The following is a 24,278-nucleotide window of genomic DNA, read 5'->3' on the forward strand; positions in this document are numbered from 1 at the left end:
CGATAAGTGAGCGGATCGCCCCTTGCACCGCCCGCGCAGCCCGCACCGCCCGCGTTGGCCACTAGCCACTGGGAAAATGCACGTCCGAGCGCACGAAGCCAAGCAGACAGCAAAACCGCCTAAACACACGCAATCAATGTGCATGTTTAGGCGGTCAGAGCGAGGAGTCGACAGCGCTGAGACCGGTCGTCCATACAGCCGTTACCCCAGTAGCTAGCCGGCTACGCGGTAACCTCAGCATTCTTTTCCGACGCGACAATTGCGGCAGCCGCATCGCCTTCCAGAGAGCCAGTCACTACCGCGCTGCCTCCGACAGTGCGGTAACCAAGCTGGAAGAGTACTGCAGTCAAAGCGGTGCAGATGCCAGAACCGGCAACGTGCACCGGAACCAATGCCTCCGGCACACCGGACCAGTACTGAATCATTCCAACCACGCCTTGGGCCAGAATGAACACAACCAGTGCAATGGCAACCTTGCGTACAGGGGCAAAAGCCTCAGCAGCCAGCAGGCCGAAAATCAGGCCGATGACCAAGCCCAGGTAGAGGTACATGAAGCCGGCGTGGATATGCGCCAGGTCTACAATCGGTAGCTGCAGGCGATCCTCCGGCAGCACCGAAGCGTCACCGGCGTGCGGCCCCGCACCGGTGACCATCGTGCCGGTAATCAACGTCATCGTCAGGGCCAGGCCGGAGGCGGCAGCCAGATAGCGGAGATAGCGCGGGTACATACGGGTAGCGGTACCGTCGTCAGGGTCAGAGATTTTAACGAAAAGCATGCCAGCCAGCCAGACAAGAATCATCGATGGCAGGAAGTGCAGGGCCACGGCGTACCACTTCAGGTCAACCCACACGGAGATGCCACCGATAACAGCCTGGACAAAAACGCCGAGGCCGTTGAGGAAGGCCAGCAACTTGATTTCCTTGCGGCGGCCGACACGCATCACCGAGAGGAACAGCAGAAGCGTGAGAGCAACCAACACAAAGGTCAGCAGGCGATTGCCGAACTCAATAATTTGATGGAGCATTTCTGCTTCCCCGGCAACAGGAACGAAACTGCCCGGGTGACATTCTGGCCACGATGCACAACCGAGACCTGAACCAGTAACACGGACGATAGAACCGGTTACCGCGATTGCCGCCTGTGCAATCAATACGAGAAGCGCATAGAGCTTCTGGCGCCCGGTTGGTGTCAGCGGCAAAAACGATAGGGGCAAACTTCGATCTGCAGTATTCACATTAAGAAATTCTACCCATGCTGCGGACGAATGGTAATACGCGAAACGCCAACGTCGGGCTGCGAATTCCTCGTCAGATTCTCCGTCAGATTCTCAGTCTATTTTTTCCGTCAAACGGTCAGTCAAGTTCCTAGTCGTTCGGCATATCAAAACGGAACCATCGGGTGGCCAGCGCGGCACCGACCGCGCCCCATACAACCAGCACACCAATGGCTGACCACTGGACAGACATGGCCAGGGCCGCGGTGAGCACGTCGGCAAGCGCGACGGACGGCAAGAGATGTAACAACACGGAACTGACGCCATCGAGCGACGGGGCAACGGCGACGTATGTCGTCGCACCAATGAGGATGAACCAGATTAGGTTAGCGAGGCCGAGGATTAGCTCAGCGCCCAGCGTGCCACCCATGAGCAGACCCAGCGAAGTGAAGACGAACGTCCCCAGGAGCATTCCCACATAGGCCAGCAACCAGCCACCAATCGACAGTTCCGCGCCAAGAGCAAGCCCCACGAGGCTAAACAGGATGTACTGCAGCGTCACCGTCGTGCACACCGACACAATCTTGCCGGCGATAATGCCCCAGGGAGGCACACCAGAAGCGCCAATACGCTTCAGCGCTCCGTAACGACGGTCAAATCCCACGGCAATTGCCTGCCCCGTAAAGCCTGCAGACATGACCGAGATTGCCAACACCATGGGGAAGATACGCTCGAGAGGATCATCGAGCTCCAGCACGGGCACCAGTACCAGACCGATGAGCATCGCCAACGGAATGATGATGGTGAGCAGCATTTGCTCTCCGTGCCGCCAGAAGAGCTTCGTTTCCAACCGCGCCTGCGACATAATCAGCTTTGCCATGTCCGAACGTCGCGGCGCCGGGTCGAAAGTGCCCTTTGCAAAGCGGGAGGCATCAGACCTCGGTGCGGTTGTCATTAGCTCCTCATCTCCGTTCCAGTGATCTGCAAGAAGACTTCTTCAAGCGATTGCGTCGCCTTACTCAGCGAGGTAATCAGCACCTCCTGCTGTTCGCAGCTCTGCGCCAGCACAGTCAAGGCGCGTGGCGAAGGTTCACCTAGCAGGGAAAACTCCCCACCGCCAGAACGCTGCAGCCGCTGCGACAGGCCCGCCTCGCTAAAGCTGCGATTGACCTCTTCGAAATCAAGGCTGCCTCGAACGCTAACCTTCATAGCAGTGCTTGACGACGTCCCCTTGAGCGCCGACACCCCAGCGCTAGTGATCTCCTCGGTGGTGCCGGCCACAACTAAATGACCTCGGTCGATAATCGCAACGTCGTCGGCAAGCGATTCGGCCTCATCCATGAGGTGTGTCGTTAGCACAACGGTGACCCCGTCGCGCCGCAGAGAAGAGATGAGGTCCCAGACAGCCAGGCGAGACTGGGCGTCCAGACCTGCCGTGGGCTCGTCGAGGAAGACCAGCTCCGGACGTCCGACCAGGGCACACGCGAGCGACAAGCGTTGCTGCTGACCACCGGAAAGGCGGCGGTAGTTGGTCTTGCGGTGACGTTCTAGGCCCACGACTTCGAGTAGCCAATCGGTGTCCAGCGGATTGGCAGAATAACTGGCGACGAGGTTCAGCATCTCGCCAACGCGGACACCGGGGTAGGCCCCGCCACCTTGGAGCATGATGCCAATGCGGCTGCGCAGTGCGGTGGTCTGAGTGACCGGATCGAGGCCGAGAATGCGAATTCGGCCCTGATCCGGCTTGATGAATCCCTCACACATTTCAACGGTCGTGGTCTTACCGGCACCGTTGGGTCCGAGGAGCGCAAGCACCCTACCTCGATCCAAGGAAAGCGAAAGGTCTGATACAGCCTCGACGTCACCGAATTTCTTCGTTACGTTCTCAAGGCGCAGAGCAGGAGAATTGGCAGCGTTATTCACGGTTAGTCAGTCTAATCTCACAGGTTTAATGAAGGCGAAATACCTTTGATCGAGTCGAGTACACCAAAATGATGGACATGGCTGCGACGAAGAATATCAACGCCAGTAGGTAAATCTGAGCGACAGTGCCAGGGGGCAACCCCAGGCCGCGTGGCAGTACGACGAAACTGAAAATCGCTGAGTACAGAACCACGGCAATGCGGAATTGTACCCGGTTGGCCCACGCGGACAGCGGCACGATGGCCCACAGCAGGTACCAGGGGTGGACGACGGGAAAGAGGATTACGAGGGCAAACATGGCCAGGCCGTATCCTCCGAGCGGATGGATTCGACCGCGAAACGTTGCCAGCAGCATGCGCAGGAGCCACGCGGCAACCAGAATTACGCCCACGCCGCGAGTAAACAGCAATGCGCTGTCGCTGATGTCACCCAGCCCCAGAAGCCGTCCGAAGAAGCCGGCGATGATGCCGAGCAGGGTAGTAAGCGACATCCAGCTGCGCACCGTGGCTGCGCCGCCTTGCGCGGTGATCCAGCCGAAGCCCAGCCCTGTTCCCAAAGAAACGACGACTGCCGTGACGACGGTTATTGCGCCTGTCAACGCCGCCGAGAGAACCACGGCCTTCCAAGTTTTTCCAAACTTCCGAGCCAGCCACATTCCGGCAAAACCAAGTGCCACAAACCCGGTGACCTTAACCATTCCGGCCAGACTAATGAGCACGATGCCGCTTATGTACAGTGCCCACGCTTTTCTGCGACCGTAACTCTCGTCCCCGATAGGGCCTGGGTCAGGCAGTTCATCGGGCACCATCGCCCGCGCTGCGCCATGGATAGCGCGCAGACACAGCTCAAGGCCGACGAGTAGGAGTGCCAACAGCAGGGCCTCGTTGTGAATGCCGCCGACTAAGTGCAGCAGTACGAGAGGGTTGAGTGTGCCGAGCCAGAGCGTGAACTGAGAACTGACTCCGCAGCGGCGGCCCAGCTGTACTAGCGCCCAAGACACAACGAAAAGCGAGATGATGACGACAAGTCGGTGGAGAAAGACGGAGGCAATCACGCCGTCACTGGTTATCTTGGCAATAACCCAGGCCACGGTGAGGGCTGTCGGGCCATACGGGCTCGGGGAGTGCGACCAAATCAGCGGCACCGACCGGGCTAGGGGATCGTTGGCTCCCAACAGATCCACGGGCCCCGCGAGGTATGGGTCCATACCTCGCTCAACGATTGCCGCCTGGGCCAAGTAGGAATAAATGTCCTGCGTAAAAAGGGGAGCAGTAAAAACCAGCGGCAAAACCCATGCCGCGTAGGTGCGCATGAGCATAGGGGTGGTCACGGCAGTGACTCGAGTTCGCGCACCTGCCAAAACAAATGCGCCAACGCCCAACCAGGCTGTCACCAACATGCCAATGCCGACGAAGGTGACGACTGTCGTTGCCACCAGCATTCGGCCAAGAACTAGCCCGAGTGGCGTATTCCAAAACTCGTTTCCAACCACTGGTGTCGCGCCTGCGCCAATACCGGCGACCATGATGAAAATCGAGCCGAGCGTACCCAACCAGCGCAGCCAGGTGAAGCGCCGAAGTTCTCTGTAATTGATGCGATGTTGGAGCGGTTGTTCGGAGCCCTGATGCAGTGTTGCCGACCTGGAACCCGCCAGTCCGATTTTCGGAATGGCATCGCGCACTCCGAGAGCATCGTCAAACGAGGACGAGCGGCGCGGGGTGGGTCGGTTAGTTTTCACAAGGTCACATAGTAGACGATTCGACACGCCGAAAGGGCGTTCTAATCAGCGACGTTGCATTGATATCTAAATGCGTTGGACATTGCGACCCAATTACGACACAATTGTGTTGTCTAATACACCAGCGGTGCAAGTGGGATATTTGCCTCGCTGAGCCACCTAGACATTTTTTTAATCCAGCAGTCCAATCGCAGGAGGTGACTCACCAGTCATGGCTGATCGGAAGCCGACCGTCAATGACGGTGACACGCGCAAGCGCATTCTCCAACTGCTTCTGGAACACAACCCGGCGTCCGCGACGTTTATCGCCGATACGCTGGGGCTATCCGCTGCAGGCGTCCGCCGTCATATCGATATTCTGGTGGACGAAGGTCTTGCCGAAACCGCCCCGGCGCCCAGCACAGGGCCCCGAGGCCGAGGACGGCCGGCAAAGTCCTACCGCCTGACAGATCGGGGTCGCGCCCGATTCGGGCACGCTTACGACGACCTTGCTAGTGCCGCACTTTCTGCACTACGCAAGGCCGGCGGCGAGCAGGCAGTTGCTCAATTTGCCCGCCAGCGCATTGAAGACATTCTGCTCGGCGTCACCCCTGTGGGGCAGGACGCAGAGAAGGAAGAGGTCGTAGAGGCCGTCGTCGATGCTTTTCGACGGGCCGGATATGCGGCAACCATCAATCAAAACACTGGCGGCGTGCAGATTTGCCAGCACCACTGCCCAATTAGCCACGTAGCCTCCGAATTTCCGGAGCTCTGCGCGGCGGAGCATGAAGCCGTTAGTAAATTATTAGGTCAGCACACCCAACCGTTGGCGACGATTGCCGATGGAAACGGTATCTGCACGACAAATATCCCACTCACTCCCGTAACAAAGACACTTACTGAATCGCCACAAGAAAGGAGCGGACAATGACCCTCGCCCATGAGAACTCCACCGACGTGGCTGAATCCACGAAGGCTGCCACTCCGCAGACTGACGAAGAGATTATTGAGTCCATTGGTGCCTACCAGTTTGGTTGGCATGACCCGGATACCGCCGGCGCTTCCGCGAAGCGCGGCCTGTCCGAGGCAGTCGTTCGCGATATTTCGGCTAAGAAGAACGAGCCGGAGTGGATGCTTGAGCGCCGCTTGAAGGCTCTGGAAATCTTCGACCGCAAGCCGCTGCCCACCTGGGGCGCGGACCTGTCGGGGATTGACTTCGACAACATTAAGTACTTCGTTCGCTCCACCGAGAAGCAGGCCCAGACCTGGGAGGACCTGCCGGAGGACATTAAGAACACCTACGACAAGCTCGGCATTCCGGAGGCTGAGAAGCAGCGCCTGGTCGCAGGTGTCGCCGCCCAGTACGAGTCCGAGGTTGTCTACCACCAGATTCGCGAGGATCTGGAAGCCCAGGGCGTTATCTTCCTGGACACCGACACCGCCCTCAAGGAGCACCCGGAGCTGTTCAAGGAGTACTTCGGCACCGTCATCCCGTCCGGTGACAATAAGTTCTCCGCTCTCAACACCGCGGTGTGGTCCGGCGGTTCCTTTATCTACGTGCCGAAGGGCGTCCACGTAGATATCCCGCTGCAGGCATACTTCCGTATTAACACGGAGAACATGGGTCAGTTCGAGCGCACGCTCATCATCGTCGACGAGGATGCCTACGTGCACTACGTCGAGGGCTGTACCGCTCCGATTTATAAGTCTGACTCGCTGCACTCCGCTGTTGTGGAGATCATCGTGAAGAAGGGTGGACGCTGCCGCTACACCACGATCCAGAACTGGTCGAACAACGTCTACAACCTGGTCACCAAGCGCACAAAGTGCGAAGAGGGCGCAACCATGGAGTGGATTGACGGCAACATCGGTTCCAAGGTCACCATGAAGTACCCGGCAGTGTGGATGACCGGTCCGCACGCTAAGGGTGAGGTGCTGTCCGTGGCTATGGCCGGCGAGGGCCAGTTCCAGGACACAGGCGCCAAGATGGTGCACATGGCTCCGCACACCAGCTCCAACATCGTTTCCAAGTCGGTGGCTCGCAACGGCGGTCGCGCGGCATACCGCGGCCTGGTCCAGGTCAACAAGGGTGCGAAGCACTCACACTCCAACGTCGAGTGTGACGCGCTGTTGGTGGACACAATCTCGCGTTCGGACACGTACCCATACGTGGATGTCCGCGAGGACGATGTCACCCTCGGCCACGAGGCAACGGTCTCCAAGGTCTCTGATGATCAGCTGTTCTACCTGATGAGCCGCGGTATCGAAGAGGAAGATGCAATGGCCATGGTCGTGCGCGGCTTTGTCGAGCCCATCGCCAAGGAGCTCCCGATGGAATACGCCCTCGAGCTCAACCGCCTCATTGAACTGCAGATGGAAGGTTCGGTCGGTTAATACCTATGACTACGACGATTAACAACGAAAACCAGGCTGCTCATAGCCGTCGTGTGCTGGCAAACAAGGGCGATGTTTTCTCCTCTTTCAATGTGGAGGACTTCGCCGTGCCGCACGGCAAGGACGAAGAGTGGAAGTTCGCACCGCTGCGTAAGCTGCGCGGTCTCCACAACGGCACCGCCACAGATCCGGTTGCAGCCTCGATTGCGGTCGAAACTGCTGATCAGGATGGCATCGCTGTGGACGTCGTCAAGCGTGACGACGAGCGCCTTGGCCGCGCCGGCGCCCCAACGGACCGCGTGGCAGCTCAGGCGTACTCCAACTTCGACGATGCGCATATCGTGACCTTCGCGAAGAACTCGGTTTCCAAGGAGCCGGTAGTCATCGATATCGATGGTCCGGGCGAGGACAAGGTGTCCTACGGTCACATCGTCGTTGATGTGCAGTCCCACGCTGAGGCCGTCTGCGTGATTAACTACCGCGGTAGTGGCACGTTCGCGGACAACATCGAATTCGTGGTCGGCGACGGCGCCAAGCTGAGCGTCGTGACCATGGTGAACTGGAATGAAGATGCAGTTCACGGCTCTGCGCACCACATTCGTGTCGGCCGCGATGCCACGCTGCGCCACACGGTCGCGACGTTTGGCGGCGAGGTTGTTCGTATCGTTCCGCGCGTTGCTTTCACAGCACCGGGTGGCGACGTCGATCTGCTGGGTGTGTACTTCGCAGATGCCGGCCAGTACTTTGAAAACCGCATGCTGGTCGACCACGCTGTGCCGAACTGCCGCTCCAACGTCATGTACAAGGGCGCACTGCAGGGCGAGCCGAATGTCGCTCATCGTGAGGCCCGCACCGCGTGGGTGGGAGACGTGCTCATTCGTGCAGAGGCTACGGGCACTGACACCTACGAGCTCAACCGCAACCTGCTGCTGACCGAGGGCGCGCGTGCCGACGCAGTTCCGAACCTGGAAATTGAAACCGGTGAGATCGCCGGTGCTGGGCACGCTGCCACTGTTGGTCGCTTCGATGAAGAGCAGCTGTTCTACCTGCTCTCGCGCGGTATTCCGGAGATGGCAGCTCGCCGTCTGGTGGTTCGCGGCTTCTTCAGCGAGGTCATCAACCTGATTCCGGTCGAGTCCGTTCGCGAGAAGCTCGAGCAGCTCGTTGACGAAGAGCTCAACACCGCTGGCTTCTAACCGCTTATCTTCTTTCTCACCCTATTTCCTCCCTGTCACCTCGGTAGCGCCGGGGGGACAGGCCACTAACACCGATTAAAGGAAAAGATTTCACTATGAGCACTTTGGAAATCCGTAACCTCCACGCGCAGGTGCTGCCGACCGACGAGTCCGCCGAGCCCAAGGAAATTTTGAAGGGCGTCAACCTGACGATTAACTCCGGCGAAACCCACGCCGTGATGGGCCCGAACGGCTCCGGTAAGTCCACCCTGAGCTACACCATCGCCGGTCACCCGCGTTACGAAGTCACCGAGGGCGAGATTCTCCTCGACGGCGAGAACGTGCTGGAGATGAGCGTCGACGAGCGCGCTCGCGCTGGCCTCTTCCTGGCTATGCAGTACCCGGTCGAGGTCACCGGTGTGTCTATGTCCAACTTCCTGCGCTCTGCAGCAACCGCTGTCCGTGGCGAAGCTCCGAAGCTGCGCCACTGGGTCAAGGAGGTCCGTGAGGCGATGGCTGACCTGGAGATCGATTCGTCGTTCTCCGAGCGCTCCGTCAACGAGGGCTTCTCCGGTGGCGAGAAGAAGCGTCACGAGATTCTGCAGCTCGACCTGCTGAAGCCGAAGTTCGCCATCCTGGATGAGACCGACTCCGGTCTGGATGTCGACGCTCTGCGCATTGTCTCTGAGGGCATTAACCGCTACCAGGATGAAAACGACGGCGGCATCCTAATCATTACTCACTACCAGCGCATCCTGAACTACGTGAAGCCGGACTTCGTCCACGTCTTCCACGACGGTCGCTTCATCACCTCCGGCGGCCCGGAGCTTGCAGACGAGCTGGAAGAGCACGGCTACGAGAAGTTCATCAATGCCTAACGCCGAACTACTCAGCCCATCACTCCGCGAGGACTTTCCGATTCTGTCGCGCACTGTCCGCGACGGCAAGAGGCTGGTCTACCTGGACTCCGGAGCGACCTCGCAGCGCCCGAAGCAGGTCATCGATGCTGAGGTGGAGTTTCTCACTCACCACAATGCACCGGTGCACCGCGGCGCTTACGAGATTGCTGAGGAGGCCACGGATGCCTATGAGAACGCCCGCGAGGCGATTGCGTCCTTCATCGGTGCAGACTACGACGAGCTAGTCTTCACCAAGAACGCCACCGAGGCGCTCAACACGGTGGCATTCGTGCTTGGCGACGACCGCGCGGGCGAGTACCAGGTCGGCGAAGGTGACGAGATTGTGGTCACCGAGCTGGAGCATCACGCGAACTTGGTGCCGTGGCAAGAGCTGGCTCGCCGCACTGGCGCGACACTTCGCTGGTACGGCGTGACTGAGGACGGCCGCATCGACATGGACTCGCTGGAACTCAGCGAGAAAACCAAGGTTGTGGCCTTTACCCACCAGTCAAACGTCACCGGTGCCGTCACCGATGTGAAGGAAATGGTGCGTCGTGCACGCGCAGTCGGCGCGCTGGTTGTTCTCGATGCCTGCCAGTCGGTGCCGCATATGCCTGTCGACGTCAAGGATCTCGACGTGGACTTCCTGGCGTTCTCCGGCCACAAAATGCTCGGCCCAAACGGGGTCGGTGCACTCTACGGTCGCCGCGAACTTCTGGAGGCTCTTCCGCCATTCCTCACTGGTGGCTCGATGATTGAGGTCGTCACCATGGAGAAGACCACCTTCGCGGCGCCTCCGCAGCGCTTCGAGGCCGGCACCATGATGACCTCGCAGGTCGTCGGTCTCGGGGCCGCCGTGAAGTACCTGGACGCCATCGGCATGGATAAGGTGGCCGCGCATGAGCACCACCTGACCGCGCTCGCGCTGGAAAAGCTGCAGGAAATCGACGGCGTGACCATCATCGGTCCGAACACCGCCGAGCAGCGCGGCTCCGCCGTGTCCTTCAAGGTCGAGGGCATTCACCCGCACGACCTCGGCCAGGTTCTCGACGACCAGGGTGTGTGCATCCGAGTCGGACACCACTGCGCGTGGCCGATTCACCAGATTCTCAATGCTCAGTCGACCGCCCGGGCATCCTTCTACATCTACAACACGGAAGAAGACGTACAGGCGCTTGCCGACGCAGTGCACTACGCCCAGAACTTCTTCGGTGTCACCCCGTAACTTTAAGAAAGGAGAAGGACATGAAGCTCGAGCAGATGTACCAGGAAGTCATCCTGGATCACTACAAGCATCCGCAGCATGCGGGTTTGCGGGAGCCTTTCAATACGGAAGTGCATCATGTCAATCCGTCGTGTGGCGATGAGCTCACGCTTCGAGTCACCCTGAACGACGACCTCACCGTCGTCGACGACGTCTCCTATGACGCCGTGGGCTGTTCTATCTCACAGGCCTCTACCTCAGTTATGGCTGAGGAAATTGTCGGCAAGACTGTCGACGAGGCCATGGCCAAGCTCGCCGAGTTCGAGAGAATGGTCACGTCCCGTGGAAAGATTGAGGGAGACGAGGACCTTATCGGCGATGGTATTGCCTTCGCTGGTGTGTCTAAGTACCCCGCCCGCGTAAAGTGCGCGCTTCTCGGTTGGAAGGCTTTTCAAGCCGCAACTGCTGAGGCTCTGACCAACGCTGCTGAAGGCAATGGTGTTGGTACCGCGACCGTAACCGTTCCCGCTGACGAGGAAGGCCATGACCATGACTGAACCGAACGCTTTTGACACCACCTCGCCCGCACAGCCTGACGCTGTTGAGGACGACGCCATGACCACTGGTGCTCCAATCGATGAAGGGGACGCGTACGAGTCCATCACGGTCCCTCCGGCACCGGAGCAGACCGAAGCTGACAACAAACTGGCCATTCAGGTTGAAGAGGCCATGTACGAGGTCGTTGACCCGGAGCTCGGCGTCAACGTCGTTGACCTCGGCCTGGTTTACGACATCTGGATCGAAGAGAGCGACGTTGCCGCTATCTTCATGACTTTGACGTCTCCGGCCTGCCCGCTGACCGATATGTTGACCGACCAGACTGCTTCCGAGGTTATGAAGGTCGAGGGCATCCGCGACTTCCGTCTCAATTGGGTCTGGTCCCCGGCCTGGGGTCCGCACATGATTACTGAGGATGGTCGCGAGCAGATGCGCGCACTCGGTTTCTCGGTCTAGACAATCTGCTTGGGCATTCTGTCTAGGTGATTTGTCTTGGCGGTCTCCGCATGACCGCAACGTTAAGTGCTTGGCGAGGAGCTCCCGGCTCGTTCCGCTAGGCACTTTTTCGTTTGTTTTTGAGTTACTGACTGCGTTTATGGCTGGCTACGGTGAGTCAATCAGAGTTACTGACCCCGCTTATAGCAAAAATGGTCCGAAAAATGGCATGAAAGTGCCATAAACTCGCACAGTTTCACACGTGCAGCCCGTATTCACATTTGCAGCCCGAAGTTTTTGGGGTTGTCCAATCTGGAATTAAAAGCGACCCCACCTGGCACTGATAAGTGCCAAGCAGGGTCGCTATTGTCTTCGACTGCTAATCCAAGTCGTGAGAGTTAGATACGAGATGCATTAACTATTCACAGCCATTCGCAGCTATTCGCGGCTATTCGCGGCTATTCGCGGCTATTCGCGGCTCATGTCTGCCGCGGCCGGGTCAATCAGCTTGGACCCCGTGACCTTCTTATGGATGAACCACAGCAGGATAAACACCGGAATACCCAGGTACGGGGTGAGAATAGCGAAGATGTTTTCGCCGGTGCGGATTGGATCGAGAGCCTGACCTGCCACCACGAAGAAGCACATGACCAGTGCCAGCACCGCACCAGCCGGGAAGAAGTTAGCACGGTAGGGAAGCGAATCCAGAGGAATGTTCTGCGCCTTCAGACACTTGCGGAAGCGGTAGTGACTGAAGGAGATACCGAACCAGGTGATGAAGCCCGCGAGCGCGGACAGCGTCAGCAGGAAGGTATATGCTGCACCGTCGCCCACTAACGAGGTGATGAAACCAGCCATACCGATGACTGTGGTGGCAACCAGAGCACGCATCGGAACGCCGTGACCGGTGAGTTTACCGAAGTAGCGCGGAGCATGTCCCTGACGGGCAAGCGAGAAGAGCATGCGGGTGGACACGTACATACCGGAGTTACCTGCAGACAGTACCGAGGTCAAAATGACGGCGTTCATCAAGCCTGCAGCAATGGCGATACCCGCGCGGTCGAAGACCAGGGTGAATGGCGAGACGGCGATGTTGTCCTCGGCGGAGTTCAGAAGGTTCGGATCGGTGTAAGCAATGAGGAAGCCGATGACGGCAATCGCGCCGATGTAGAACAGCAGGATACGCCAGAAGATAGTGCGGATAGCCCGTGGGATAGTCCGTTCAGGATCCTCGGCCTCACCTGCGGCGACACCGACCATCTCGGTACCCTGGAATGAGTAACCGGCTACTACGAAGACGGCCAGCAGTCCCATTCCGCCGTCGACGAACGGCGCGTCACCTGTGGTCCAGTTATCGAAGCCAGGGGAGGGGCCTCCCAAGATGCCGAAGATCATGCCGACGCCGAGAATGAGGAAGACAATAACGGTGATGACCTTGATGGTTGCAAACCAGAACTCGCCCTCACCGAATGCGCGTGCAGACAGGGCATTCAGACCAAACAAGATTGCTAGGAAGAGCGCCGACCAAATAATCGAAGGCACATCCGGGAACCAGTAGCGCATCACCAGTGCGGCTGCGACGAGCTCGGCAGCCACTGTAATTGCCCAGTTAAACCAATAGTTCCAGCCCATGGCGAAACCGAAAGATTCTGAGACGTACCGGCGACCGTACTCCTGGAAAGAGCCAGGCACCGGCAGGTAGGCGGCCATCTCGCCGAGCGACTGCATAACCAGCCACACCATAATGCCGATGAGCGCGTAAGCGACCAATGCGCCGCCCGGACCTGCCTGCGAAATCGTCGCACCAGAGGCGACGAAGAGGCCGGTACCAATAGCGCCACCAATGGCAATCATGTTCAGGTGGCGGGCTCTCAGCCTGCGCTGAAGCTTGTGGTTGTGTGAGGAAGTCTCCTCAGATTGCGTCGAAGTCATTCATTTATCATAAGCGTTTGCACTCCTGTGAGTACAAAACAGTACCGATTTAATTGTTGGTATCACCCCACAAATCGGTTGACGCAGAAGCGCACATCGTCATCGATTCCGCCATCTTCCAGGTCCGCGTGTGAAACCGAAGACAAGTTTCCCGCAGGTTCGTGGACTCAGTTTCAACAAAGGGCCTGCGACTTTCGCCATGGCACGAAGCGTCATCAGTGGGGACGTCCCTATCAAATAGGCAAACACGTCTTTCTCCGGCAATGAAAAGAACGCCCGGAAAAACTCAGCCGTCTCACGGGCATCGAATCCTAACAACGCAGCCATCCCACGCTCCCGCAACCATCGCTGTACGCGCATGCTTAACGACGTCCCCCGCGACCGGCTTCCCTGTTTCTCCAGGCTGTCCAAGAAGCGGTCGACATCTTCGATTACTGCCCCCACCGAGTAACCGGTGGCAGGATGCATCCAACCGCCAGCAAACCCAAAGAGGGCTGCCCCGCGGCTAGCCCTATCCCACACAGCACCTCCGTGGGAGGGCAGATTGGCTAGAAGAGGAAAGGACACTACCTCTTCATCCACAGCGAGCTTTTCTGAAAGCCCTAGGGAATTCAACCGCATACTTTGGCGGTTACGCAGCAGGCCTAGAAGTGCGGAGTCATCTACCTCGCTGCTGGTCCCTGCTTCCTCACCGACTTCCACCGCTCCGTTTTCAACGGGCTTCCCGCCGGGAATAGAAGCTTTAGGTGTCGGTGTAGCGAGGATGGTCTCTTCAATGAGAAAAGTGCTGTCATCCAAGAAAAGGCGATAGGAAAAAGTAGCGGGCTCTGAATCCGGGGCTGTCGGGTCAGCTGGGGTGAAGTCCATGAGGACTGGGCGGCGGTGGGCGCTGGGGACGTCGTCAAGCGAAAAGATGTGCCCGATGGCGAGCTGCCGTACCTGACCGCCTCGTCCAGCTGCGGCATGGGTGCGTCCGGTGGTGACGATAGTGGTGTCGGTGCCCGTGGTGTCGGGGTTGGTAAGTGCGCGGCGATCGGTCCGGAAGCCGCCTAGATTCTGCAGACTGTCCTTATTAATAACCCCGTAAGTGCGGGTGAGCTGACGTTCGGTGCCATCTGCGAGAATGACGCTGGGCTGGAAGGTGGCTGCGAGGAAGTCGCTGGGCAGCCAGTCGGGGAGTTGGTCGCACCACAGGCCGATTGTCGAGGGCAGAGTGCCACCGGCGGGATCGTAAGCGGTGACATCCCAGCCCCGGGCGGCAGCGCGATGGGCGGCGATTCGGCCGGCGGGCCCGAGGCCGACGACGGAGGCGGTCACGGGAAATGAAGTCATAACTGGTAGGCTACTCGTTCGTGATTGTGACCCATGACCTTGAAGTCCGCGTCGGCGCCCGTACCCTGCTTACTGCGCCGGGTGAGCAGCTGCGCGTCCAGCCGGGAGACCGGATTGGACTCGTCGGGCGAAATGGTGCGGGCAAGACAACGACCATGCGTATTCTCTCTGGCGAAACCGAGCCCTACGGTGGCTCTGTGGTGCGCTCCGGGTCAATTGGTTATCTGCCGCAGGACTCGCGCGAGGGAAACATCGATATCTCCGCCCGTGACCGTGTGCTGTCTGCTCGAGGCCTTGACCAAATCCGACGCAGCATGGACCGTCAGCAGGAAATCATGGAGACCGCGACCACTGACACGAAGCGCGATGCCGCGATTCGGAAGTTTTCGCGTCTCGAAGAGCGATACCACGATCTCGGCGGCTACGAGGCGAACGCCGAAGCGGCGCGCATTTGTGACGCCCTCGGACTACCGGAACGCGTCCTCGATCAGCCGCTGAAGACGCTCTCGGGTGGTCAGCGCCGCCGTGTGGAACTCGCGCAGATCCTCTTCGCCGCTACCGAAGGCTCGGGCAAGTCCGCCACGACGCTGCTTCTCGACGAGCCGACGAACCACCTCGATGCGGATTCGATTACCTGGCTGCGGGAATTCCTCAGCAAGCATGAGGGCGGTCTGATTATGATTTCGCACGATGTCGAGCTCCTCGAGGCCGTGTGTAACAAGGTCTGGTTCCTCGATGCCGTGCGTGCCGAAGCCGATGTGTACAACATGAGCTGGAAGAACTACCTGTCGGCACGTGCAACCGATGAGGCCCGCCGTCGCCGTGAGTTTGCCAATGCGGAGAAGAAGGCCAGCGCACTGCGCAAGCAGGCCGAGAAACTTGGTGCGAAGGCAACGAAGGCTCGCGCCGCCAAGCAGATGGTGGCTCGCGCTGAGCGCATGATGGACAGTCTCGACGAGGTTCGCGTTGAGGACAAGGTTGCCCATATTTCCTTCCCAGAGCCGGCACCGTGCGGTAAGACTCCGCTCAACGCCACTGGGCTGACCAAGATGTATGGTTCGCTGGAGGTCTTCGCCGGCGTAGACCTAGCGATTGACAAGGGCTCCCGCGTGGTGGTCCTCGGCTTCAACGGCGCTGGTAAAACCACCCTTTTGAAGCTACTCGCCGGAGTAGAGCGCACCGATGGCGAAGGCGGCATTGTCTCCGGCCACGGCCTGCGCATCGGATATTTTGCCCAGGAGCACGACACCATTGACCCGGATAAGACCGTCTGGGAAAACACTGTCTACGCTTGCCCTGATGTCAACGAACCGGAACTGCGGAGCCTGCTCGGTGCCTTCATGTTTTCCGGCGACAAACTGCAGCAGCCCGCGGGAACACTCTCTGGTGGTGAAAAGACACGTCTGGCGCTAGCGACGCTGGTTAGTTCCCGCGCCAACGTTCTGCTTCTCGACGAGCCCACTAACAACCTCGACCCGCAGTCCCGCGAACAGGTTCTCGACGCGCTGCGTACGTACACGGGCGCCGTCGTGCTGGTCACTCACGATCCGGGTGCAGTCAAGGCCTTGGAGCCCGAGCGCGTCATCGTGCTTCCCGACGGCACCGAAGACCTCTGGAGTGACGACTACATGGAAATCGTCGAGCTCGCTTAGGCAGGGTCCATTGGCCCCGGCAGGTATCCGTCCTGCTGGGCGAGCCTGTACATCTCTGACTTATTCAGGCTGTTTTCAGCCCTGCCGGCTGCCGCGTACTTGGCCCGAATGCGGCCCAGATAATCCAACACGGTATTCGGCGTTAGTCCCGTTATGGAGGCGACTCGCTTCGTGGACTCACCGGAGGCGTAAAGTTCAAGCACCTCACGCTGGCGTTCGGACAGATCGACAGAGTCCAGCAAGGGGTCCGAGTCGACCACGGATGCCCATTCTGTTGTCAGTGCACCCTTGCCGAGGGCAGCCAGCCGCACCGCGGCCACAACCGTCTCGGGTGATTCCGACTTCTGCACGACTCCCATGACACCGGTGCGTACGGCTTTTCGCACCAAGTACGGGCTCTCTGCGGAGGAGAGGATTAGTACGTGATCGGTAACCAGCTCCAGCGAGAGTACGTTTTGAGCCGGGTCGGAGTTATCCGCCAGCCGCAAGTCCAGCACGACCAAGTCCAGACGCTCGTCAGTGCCTACATCCGCCAGCAGATCCGGAACAGTTTTATAACAACCGACGAGCTCGAAATCCGGTTCGGCAGAAAGCAGCGTCTCGAGCCCCTGCAGGGTCAAGGCATGATCGTCGATCGCGGCGATACGCAGCACTCGGTCCGACGGCGTGCTGTGCTTTCCGATGCCATCAGAGTCAATCTCAGCGGACACATCGAAAGAAGAATTGTCCATGCCTGCCATATCCTCGCTACTCATGTGACATCACAATCCTCTCACCGGCTTCATCAAATCTTTGCACTCCATTGTCGTCAGAAATTGATGCGAATGCACGTCTGCCCGGAGGCAAAAGACGAATTGTCACCGCTCCTTCTTCCGCGTTATCAATCGTTTCAAGAAAGGTGGGCATCAACGTGGCTACCGCTGAATCATCGTCGACAAGCGGGATAACTCGGACATCTGGACCATCAGCGCCGATTGGTTTGTGATTGCGGTCGTCGAGAAGGCGGACCTGAATACCCCGAGCACGTGCATCCCATACCGCTTGATGGAGAGCCTCATTATTCAGGCGAGGAGACCGAAGTACATCGCGGAGAAGCTGCTCGGTGAGGCGTGCACGTAGCTGTAGGCGTGGAGTGGGTTTTTCCAGCACCCCAGCAGCGCTGAAAACGGGACCGACTCGGCGCTGAAGCCATTCGTAATTACTTTGACTGCTGATTTCGTATTCTTTTGCCGCACCAGCTGCATACAGCGCACGGTTATAATCCTCGATAGATTGGGGAACCGTGCGCATAAGGAAACGGACCATAATGGATGTCAGAATACCTGCGACAAGCATTACAGATCGGACGATAAGGTCGAGGCCCGAAATACTAATATGATTCGAGTTTGTTGGCACCAGGGAAAAAACTTCAAAAAGCTCAACCAAGATAGCGCCAACAACAACTGATAGGAGAGCAATCCAAGGCCGTCCTCGGATTGCCAGCAGAGCTGCAGTAAAAGAAATCAGGCTAAAGTGCCAGAAATAAGACCATTCCAAACTGTTCGGAATCGGTTGATAAAGGCCCACAACAGCCAAAACTATGATGGCGACACTGATAATAATTGCTCGGTTAAGCGGTAATTGCGAATGACGCCCATACATGAGCACTGCGAGAAGAATAATCGCCAATACCAAGCTCACTTGCCCGGCGGTAGTAAATAATTGGCCGTTACTAATCAAGACGACGAACAAAACACCAACGATAGCGCCGTAGAACTGCCAAGAAAAAACAATCGACATACCCATCAGGTCATACAGAGATGGCGATTTAGCAGGGGAGTCTACAGATTCTGCCTCTTCAACCGGAGAGGTATTACCGTGCCATGCCAGAGTGACACGAGTTCCCTTTCCCGGCCGTGAATCGATAGCAGCAGCGCCGCCACGAAGAGCCTCCATTCGCCCTTTCACACTCAGTCTTATTCCTGCCCGATGTGGGTCTATTTCCTCAAGAACAAAGCCATTGCCGCTATCGCGGAATTCAATGTGAACTTCACCGGAAACGACACGGATGAGACACTTCTTATCCGCCTGCGGGCCGGCATGCCGTTTGGCATTGTTAGCTACTTCAGTGACAGCCAACAAGAAAGTGTTGGCGACCTCTCCGGGCAAACGTACAGGGCCGCTATCTTCATTAGTATCCAGCGTTACTGAAATATCCGGGCTTATGGAGGTCAATTGCGCCCTGACTGACTCCGCAAAAGTCCTACCGCTGACAGTTTGGCGCGGCGAGAAAAACAGGCCAGTCTGTTCGTCAAGAGAAAAGTCAATCTTGGCGCCCTTACCGATTGCCGATAGAGCTGCCAACACATAATCGTGTACGTAGGCGTTGAAGTTGCTCATCGCCTCGCCTCGCACCCGCATCCGCTCTGTACGCTCATTGACATTTCGCGAGTTCGCGTAGGTGTAATCAATGAACTTTGCGACGGGCTGTGCTGCTCCCGCAAATATCACAAACGGAAAAGTATTAATGAGGTTGAACCCAACATCGGCCAACATATCAAGCCAAAAAGTGTGTCCGAGCAACCACGAATTCAGTACTGCAATAAGCCCGGGTACGAAAACCGTGACGGACAAACTGATATGCAGCGGAACAGTCAATGCGAATGCGGCAAGTGCTAATCCCGAAAATGGGCTATACCATAACGCATTGCCCACGGCGTTGTGCGGCAAATCTTTATAGGTTGACACCAGCATGAGGAAGACCAGCATGATGTACATGGGCACGCGAAGCGCAGTAATTAGACCACGCCGCGTATTATTCACCACGGCCCAAATCAGTAACATATCGCTGAGAATTAAAATGAGCAGTGACGCGAAAGGAAACCAGTGACTCCAGAAAGCTTCTAATGGAATTGAACGTAATGCCGACTCAATTTGCCATAGAAAACCAGTAACAGCAATAATCACTGCACCGGATCGCAGCACAGACATTTCTATTGATGGCGCCTGACCAGCAAGTGCCGAATCGGGATTCCATCGCGCCATGCGACAATCACGTTCCTTTTAATTATTGCGCTTCAATTGAATTTCTTAACCCCTACGGGCGATGTGAAGTCGTGCGAAATTCTGAAGAATACGGCCACTTCGGGCAACATCGAGATGACGTGCGGCCGCTACCGCCTCAAGATCTGTTCCTGGTAAATAGTAACCTTGATTTGCATAAATCTGCAGGCGCTGGGCAAACGTGTTGGCGTCCAATTCCGGGTGAAACTGCGAAGCATACGCATTTCGCCCCAACCTGAACATCTGCACTGGGCAACCTTCCCCAGTAGCCAATAATGTGGCGTCGGCAGGCAGCTCTTCAATAGCTTCCTTGTGGCCGACGATTGCGTGAAAGCGCGTCGGCATGCCTTGAAGTATCGGATCGGATTCGCCGTCTAACGTCGATGCCACTTCAACAACTGCGGCCTGTTCACCATGCTTTCGCGAGACACGTCCATGCCCCGCGGTTCCGAGAAGCCCGACACCGTAGCAGGCACCGAAAAACGGGAAATCCCGCTCGAGTACCTCGGCCAACAAATCCTCAAACCAGGCTTCCACTTCGTGCTGCAACGCACTCTTATCTTCATCAGAAGCGTTGAATGGGCCTCCACCAACAATGACGCCAGAGTAGTTGTCGAGATTCAATTCGGCTGGACGCGACTGCTCCAGTCGAATCTGATGCAGTTTGGCAGGAGGCAGCCCGCATGTTCTAGCGAAGGAAAGATGCTCGGCGTGCGCTGCGGCATCCTCACCACGAGTGGAAAGAAGGACAAAAGGTTTAGTGGAAGTAGACATCGAGGGAAAGGACTTTAGTAAAGGGGAGAGTGAGTGAAGAAAGTGAAAGGCTACTGCACGGTAAGCAAGCTCGGATTGGGCGCATGAGTGCACACGTGCATAAATCGGGGAATAATCGACGCTACGGCCCGGAGGTCTATATCGGAGACGATTGTCTGAATCGCATCAACTTCTTCCGGATTGAAGTAACCGGCATCCGTGTAGAAAGACATTCTGCGCAAAAGCCCGTGGGCATTCATCTCTGGATGGAACTGGGTTACCCAGTTATTCGACCCAATCGAGTACATCTGGACAGGGCAGGTCGGACCAGTAGCCAACAAGGTTGCATGGCGGGGAAGCTCTGCGACAGATTCTTTATGTCCGGTGAGCGCATAGAAAACTGGAGGCAGTGCCGAGGCCACCGGATCTTCCTTAGCTGCCTCGGTTAATTCCACTCGGGTAGTACCGGCGCTCTCGCCGTGACTCAGGTCAACCAAACCACCAGACGTAAAGGCCGTATAGCTAGCGCCGTAACAAATAAGCAGAGCGGGGACAGGGCTCCTTAGGACGTCGTAAAGTACATCGTGCGAATACTTCTGCAGATCGGAATGCTCGAGGTCAGTGACATTAAATGGACTCCCGCCGACAAAGACCCCGTCATAGTCCGTCAGCTTAGGAAGCTCTGCACCGACGGCATCGACGGTGAATAGATCCAGCTGGCTCGGTTCGAGGCCTGTGGATTCAAGAAAATCCTGGTATTCAGCTTGACCAGCCTCATCGGCGGGGCGGAGCGCCACCAACAAAAACTTACCCACACTCATAAATAGACAGCTTAGTTCATACAGTGCGAAATCTTTGCATCGGCACCGGTCAAGCGGCACAAATAGGCCAATAAAGCTGAAAACCCGCTCCCGTTTTAGAGGAGCGGGTGGTACGAGATATCAGCCAGACCTAGCGGGCGCGGCTAATCCTTACGTCGTACGCTGTCTTCAACTAAATCAAGCACGGAATCCAATTCGTCGACAGTGCGACCCGATGCCAGACGAACGATGATGCCATCAAGCATTAGCTCGAGATAGAGCTGCATCGTGCGAACCGAGTAGTCCGACCGAAGAGATCCGGATGAAGCAGTCTGGGCCAATCGGTGAGCAACAGCGTCATCCAACTGATCCTGATGACCCAACCATTGATCCTTAAACTCCGGATCGCTGCGGAGGCGACGTGCAACTTCCAAACGAGTTCCCAGCCAGCCATGTTTTTCTGGGTTCGCCAGGATGTCCCGCATCACTTCCACTAGCCCGGAAGACTCTGCAGTCTTGGCCATATTCGCTGCATCTTCTTCGGCCAAAGCTAAGAACAAGCCTTCTTTGGATCCGAAGTGATGGAAAATGGCACCGCGGGATTTACCGGTAGCGGCCTCCAGCCGAGAGACTGTTGCGCCATCGTAGCCAAATTCTGCAAAGCACTGCCGAGCGCCGTCGAGAATCTCGTGCCGTCGTTGAGCTAAATCTTGATTACTCACTTTTGGCATAAGGAATCTCTTTTCTTGCAGGCGACGCCCAAGGGCGTACTTGACTGCATAAAACGCACACCTACATACCCAAATATCATCCCTGATTCAGGTGATGTAGAGAAACCCGAGGCCGGCAGGGCGCTAGTCCGTGAGTGTGTATCCGCGGACTAGCGCTACCTACCGGCCTTCTAGGTGCGCTGCATGCAAGAAGCCCTAGAGCGCATTAGCCAAAGGCGATTAGTTGCCCTTGATCATGTTGCGCAGGACGTACTGCAGAATACCGCCGTGGCGGTAGTAGTCAGCCTCACCCGGGGTGTCGATACGGACAACAGCGTCGAAGTCGAAGGACTCGCCGTTTTCCTTGGTGACAGTGACCTTGACGGTCTTCGGGATGGAGCCGTTGTTCAGCTCTTCCAGACCAGCGATGTCGAAGGTCTCGGTGCCGTCAATGCCCAGAGACTTCCAGGACTCACCCTCCGGGAACTGCAGCGGGACAACGCCCATACCGATGAGGTTCGAACGGTGAATACGCTCGAAGGACTCAGCGATAACAGCCTTAACACCCAGCAGGAGAGTACCCTTAGCTGCCCAGTCACGGGAAGAACCGGTGCCGTACTCCTTGCCACCTACGACGACCAGCGGAGTGCCAGCCTCCTTGTAGTTCATGGCAGCGTCGTAGATGAAGGCCTGCGGGCCACCCTCCTGGGTGAAGTCGCGGGTGTAGCCGCCGGTAACACCGTCGAGCAGCTGGTTCTGCAGGCGGATGTTAGCGAAGGTACCGCGGACCATGACCTCGTGGTTACCACGGCGGGAACCCAGGGAGTTGTAGTCCTTGCGCTCAACGCCCATGGAATCCAGGTACTGAGCGGCCGGGGTGCCCGGCTTAATGGAGGAGGCCGGAGAGATGTGGTCGGTGGTCACCGAATCACCCAGGGCTGCGAGAACGCGAGCGCCCTTGATGTCGGAAACCGGAGCCGGGTCCATCTCCATCTCGTCGAAGTACGGAGCCTTGCGGATGTAGGAAGACTTGTCGTCCCATGCGAAGGTCTTACCCTCCGGGGTCGGCAGGTTCTGCCAGCGCTCGTCACCAGCGAAGACGTCCTTGTAGTCCTCGTCGTAGAGCTCGGAGGAGATGGAAGCCTCGATGGTGGCCTCAATCTCTTCAGTGGACGGCCAGATGTCACGCAGGAAGACATCGTTGCCCTCTGCGTCCTTGCCCAGAGCGTCGGTCTCGAAGTCGAAGTCCATGGTGCCGGCGATAGAGTAAGCGATAACCAGAATCGGGGAGGCCAGGTAGTTCATCTTCACGTCAGGGGAGATGCGGCCTTCGAAGTTACGGTTACCGGACAGGACTGCGGTAGCAGCCAGGTCAGCCTCGTTGATGGCGGAGGAAATCTCAGCCGGCAGCGGACCGGAGTTACCAATACAGGTTGCACAACCGAAGCCGGACAGGTAGAAGCCCAGAGCCTCGAGGTCCTTCCACAGATCAGCGCGCTTGAAGTAGCCGTTGACAACCTGGGAACCCGGAGCACAGATGGTCTTGACCCATGGCTTAGCCTGCAGGCCCTTCTCGACAGCCTTGCGTGCCAGCAAACCAGCGCCGATCATGACCGACGGGTTGGAAGTGTTGGTACAAGAGGTGATGGAAGCGATAGCGACCATACCGTGGTCGAGGGTGTACTCGCCGCCCTTCGGGGAAGTGACGGTGATCGGGGAGCTCGGGCGACCTTCAGCGCTGTCAGCAGCGGACTCACCGTGGCCCTCGCGGGACTCGTTGTAGTCTGCAGCCAGCTCGGAAGTCGGAGCGGAAGCCTTGACAGTGCCCTTGATTTCGCCGTCGGAGTAGTTGTGCAGGTCCTTGCGGAACTGCTCCTTGGCGGAAGCCAGCTCGATGCGGTCCTGCGGACGCTTCGGACCAGCGATGGACGGAACAACGGTGGACAGGTCCAGCTCGAGGTACTCGGAGTACTCGGCCTCCGGAGTGTTCTCGTCCAGCCACATGCCCTGAGCCTTGGCGTAAGCCTCGACGCGCTCCAGGGTCTCCTTGTCGCGGCCGGTCAGTGCCAAGTACTTGACGGTCTCATCGTCAATCGGGAAGATTGCCGCGGTGGAGCCGAACTCCGGCGACATGTTACCGATGGTTGCACGGTTGGCCAGTGGCAGCTTGGAGACACCAGCGCCGTAGAACTCAACGAATTTACCGACGACGCCGTGCTGGCGCAGCATGTCGGTGACGGTGAGCACAACGTCGGTTGCGGTAACGCCCGGCTGGATGTCGCCAGTCAGCTTAAAGCCGACGACGCGCGGGATGAGCATGGAAATCGGCTGACCGAGCATTGCAGCCTCAGCCTCAATACCGCCGACGCCCCAGCCCAGGATGCCCAGGCCGTTCTGCATGGTGGTGTGGGAGTCAGTACCAACACAGGTGTCCGGGTATGCCAGGCCGTTGTTCTCGAAGACAACGCGTGCCAGGTACTCGATGTTGACCTGGTGGACGATACCGGTTCCCGGAGGAACAACGCGGAAGTTGGAGAA

At 57.8% G+C, this 24,278-nt stretch carries 20 protein-coding genes; 8 read left to right on the forward strand and 12 right to left on the reverse strand.

What is annotated here, in order from left to right:
• Nucleotides 1-221 precede the first annotated feature (221 nt).
• From Q0U90_RS10125 to mptB, 4 genes are all read right to left on the reverse strand, one after another.
• Nucleotides 222-1,235: a COX15/CtaA family protein gene (locus tag Q0U90_RS10125; protein WP_297454543.1), complete on the reverse strand. Its 1,014-nt coding sequence runs from the start codon at nt 1,233-1,235 to the stop codon at nt 222-224.
• A gap of 130 nt (nt 1,236-1,365) precedes the next feature.
• Nucleotides 1,366-2,169, reverse strand: coding sequence for an ABC transporter permease (locus Q0U90_RS10130; protein ID WP_297454546.1), 804 nt, complete (start codon nt 2,167-2,169; stop codon nt 1,366-1,368).
• Entirely contained in the window at nt 2,169-3,137 is a 969-nt protein-coding gene (locus Q0U90_RS10135; RefSeq protein WP_297454549.1) for an ABC transporter ATP-binding protein, read from the reverse strand. The genes Q0U90_RS10130 and Q0U90_RS10135 overlap by 1 nt, the downstream gene beginning before the upstream one ends.
• Before the next feature lie 25 nt (nt 3,138-3,162).
• Nucleotides 3,163-4,875 carry a polyprenol phosphomannose-dependent alpha 1,6 mannosyltransferase MptB gene (gene mptB / locus Q0U90_RS10140; protein WP_297454553.1) on the reverse strand — a complete coding sequence of 571 codons (1,713 nt, stop codon included), beginning with the start codon at nt 4,873-4,875 and terminating at the stop codon, nt 3,163-3,165.
• 211 nt (nt 4,876-5,086) lie between these two features.
• Here mptB and Q0U90_RS10145 point away from each other — a divergent pair, with 211 nt between their 5' ends.
• The 7 genes from Q0U90_RS10145 to Q0U90_RS10175 all read left to right on the forward strand — a co-directional run bounded on the left by Q0U90_RS10145 (nt 5,087) and on the right by Q0U90_RS10175 (nt 11,540).
• Nucleotides 5,087-5,785 carry a metalloregulator ArsR/SmtB family transcription factor gene (locus Q0U90_RS10145; protein WP_297454556.1) on the forward strand — a complete coding sequence of 233 codons (699 nt, stop codon included), beginning with the start codon at nt 5,087-5,089 and terminating at the stop codon, nt 5,783-5,785.
• A complete protein-coding gene (gene sufB / locus Q0U90_RS10150) occupies nt 5,782-7,248 on the forward strand; it encodes a Fe-S cluster assembly protein SufB (protein WP_016422750.1) in 1,467 nt (488 codons plus the stop codon). The genes Q0U90_RS10145 and sufB overlap by 4 nt, the downstream gene beginning before the upstream one ends.
• A gap of 5 nt (nt 7,249-7,253) precedes the next feature.
• Nucleotides 7,254-8,444: a Fe-S cluster assembly protein SufD gene (gene sufD / locus Q0U90_RS10155; RefSeq protein ID WP_297454559.1), complete on the forward strand. Its 1,191-nt coding sequence runs from the start codon at nt 7,254-7,256 to the stop codon at nt 8,442-8,444.
• A 95-nt stretch (nt 8,445-8,539) separates the two neighbouring features.
• Nucleotides 8,540-9,301, forward strand: a complete 762-nt coding sequence (sufC, locus tag Q0U90_RS10160; protein ID WP_297454561.1) for a Fe-S cluster assembly ATPase SufC — start codon at nt 8,540-8,542, stop codon at nt 9,299-9,301.
• Nucleotides 9,294-10,547: a cysteine desulfurase gene (locus tag Q0U90_RS10165; protein WP_297454564.1), complete on the forward strand. Its 1,254-nt coding sequence runs from the start codon at nt 9,294-9,296 to the stop codon at nt 10,545-10,547. Before sufC ends, Q0U90_RS10165 begins: the two co-directional genes overlap by 8 nt.
• Before the next feature lie 20 nt (nt 10,548-10,567).
• A complete protein-coding gene (gene sufU / locus Q0U90_RS10170) occupies nt 10,568-11,083 on the forward strand; it encodes a Fe-S cluster assembly sulfur transfer protein SufU (RefSeq protein ID WP_048758574.1) in 516 nt (171 codons plus the stop codon).
• Nucleotides 11,076-11,540, forward strand: coding sequence for a metal-sulfur cluster assembly factor (locus Q0U90_RS10175; RefSeq protein ID WP_297454569.1), 465 nt, complete (start codon nt 11,076-11,078; stop codon nt 11,538-11,540). Before sufU ends, Q0U90_RS10175 begins: the two co-directional genes overlap by 8 nt.
• A 447-nt stretch (nt 11,541-11,987) precedes the next feature.
• Here Q0U90_RS10175 and Q0U90_RS10180 read toward each other — a convergent pair whose 3' ends face one another.
• The gene (locus tag Q0U90_RS10180) at nt 11,988-13,451 is read right to left on the reverse strand and encodes an amino acid permease (RefSeq protein ID WP_297454572.1); all 1,464 of its coding nucleotides are present in this window, start codon (nt 13,449-13,451) and stop codon (nt 11,988-11,990) included.
• A gap of 99 nt (nt 13,452-13,550) precedes the next feature.
• Nucleotides 13,551-14,783, reverse strand: coding sequence for a lycopene cyclase family protein (locus Q0U90_RS10185; protein ID WP_297454575.1), 1,233 nt, complete (start codon nt 14,781-14,783; stop codon nt 13,551-13,553).
• A 20-nt stretch (nt 14,784-14,803) separates the two neighbouring features.
• Between Q0U90_RS10185 and Q0U90_RS10190 the strand changes: the two genes are divergently transcribed.
• A complete protein-coding gene (locus Q0U90_RS10190; RefSeq protein WP_297454578.1) occupies nt 14,804-16,435 on the forward strand; it encodes an ABC-F family ATP-binding cassette domain-containing protein in 1,632 nt (543 codons plus the stop codon).
• On the opposite strand, the gene Q0U90_RS10195 is transcribed toward Q0U90_RS10190, so the two are convergent.
• The 6 genes from Q0U90_RS10195 to acnA all read right to left on the reverse strand — a co-directional run.
• Nucleotides 16,432-17,190 carry a response regulator transcription factor gene (locus Q0U90_RS10195; RefSeq protein ID WP_297454581.1) on the reverse strand — a complete coding sequence of 253 codons (759 nt, stop codon included), beginning with the start codon at nt 17,188-17,190 and terminating at the stop codon, nt 16,432-16,434. The genes Q0U90_RS10190 and Q0U90_RS10195 overlap by 4 nt on opposite strands.
• Nucleotides 17,183-19,459, reverse strand: coding sequence for an ATP-binding protein (locus tag Q0U90_RS10200; RefSeq protein WP_297454583.1), 2,277 nt, complete (start codon nt 19,457-19,459; stop codon nt 17,183-17,185). Before Q0U90_RS10200 ends, Q0U90_RS10195 begins: the two co-directional genes overlap by 8 nt.
• A gap of 45 nt (nt 19,460-19,504) precedes the next feature.
• Nucleotides 19,505-20,251, reverse strand: coding sequence for a glutamine amidotransferase (locus Q0U90_RS10205; protein ID WP_297454587.1), 747 nt, complete (start codon nt 20,249-20,251; stop codon nt 19,505-19,507).
• Between the two features lie 50 nt (nt 20,252-20,301).
• A complete protein-coding gene (locus Q0U90_RS10210; protein ID WP_297454589.1) occupies nt 20,302-21,051 on the reverse strand; it encodes a glutamine amidotransferase in 750 nt (249 codons plus the stop codon).
• Between the two features lie 143 nt (nt 21,052-21,194).
• Nucleotides 21,195-21,761 carry a TetR/AcrR family transcriptional regulator gene (locus tag Q0U90_RS10215; protein WP_297454592.1) on the reverse strand — a complete coding sequence of 189 codons (567 nt, stop codon included), beginning with the start codon at nt 21,759-21,761 and terminating at the stop codon, nt 21,195-21,197.
• Nucleotides 21,762-21,980: 219 nt separating this feature from the next.
• A partial coding sequence (gene acnA, locus Q0U90_RS10220) for an aconitate hydratase AcnA (RefSeq protein ID WP_297454595.1) occupies nt 21,981-24,278 on the reverse strand: 2,298 nt, incomplete at its 5' end.

Origin of the sequence: uncultured Corynebacterium sp., assembly GCF_946998835.1 — a bacterium.
GTDB lineage: Bacteria > Actinomycetota > Actinomycetes > Mycobacteriales > Mycobacteriaceae > Corynebacterium.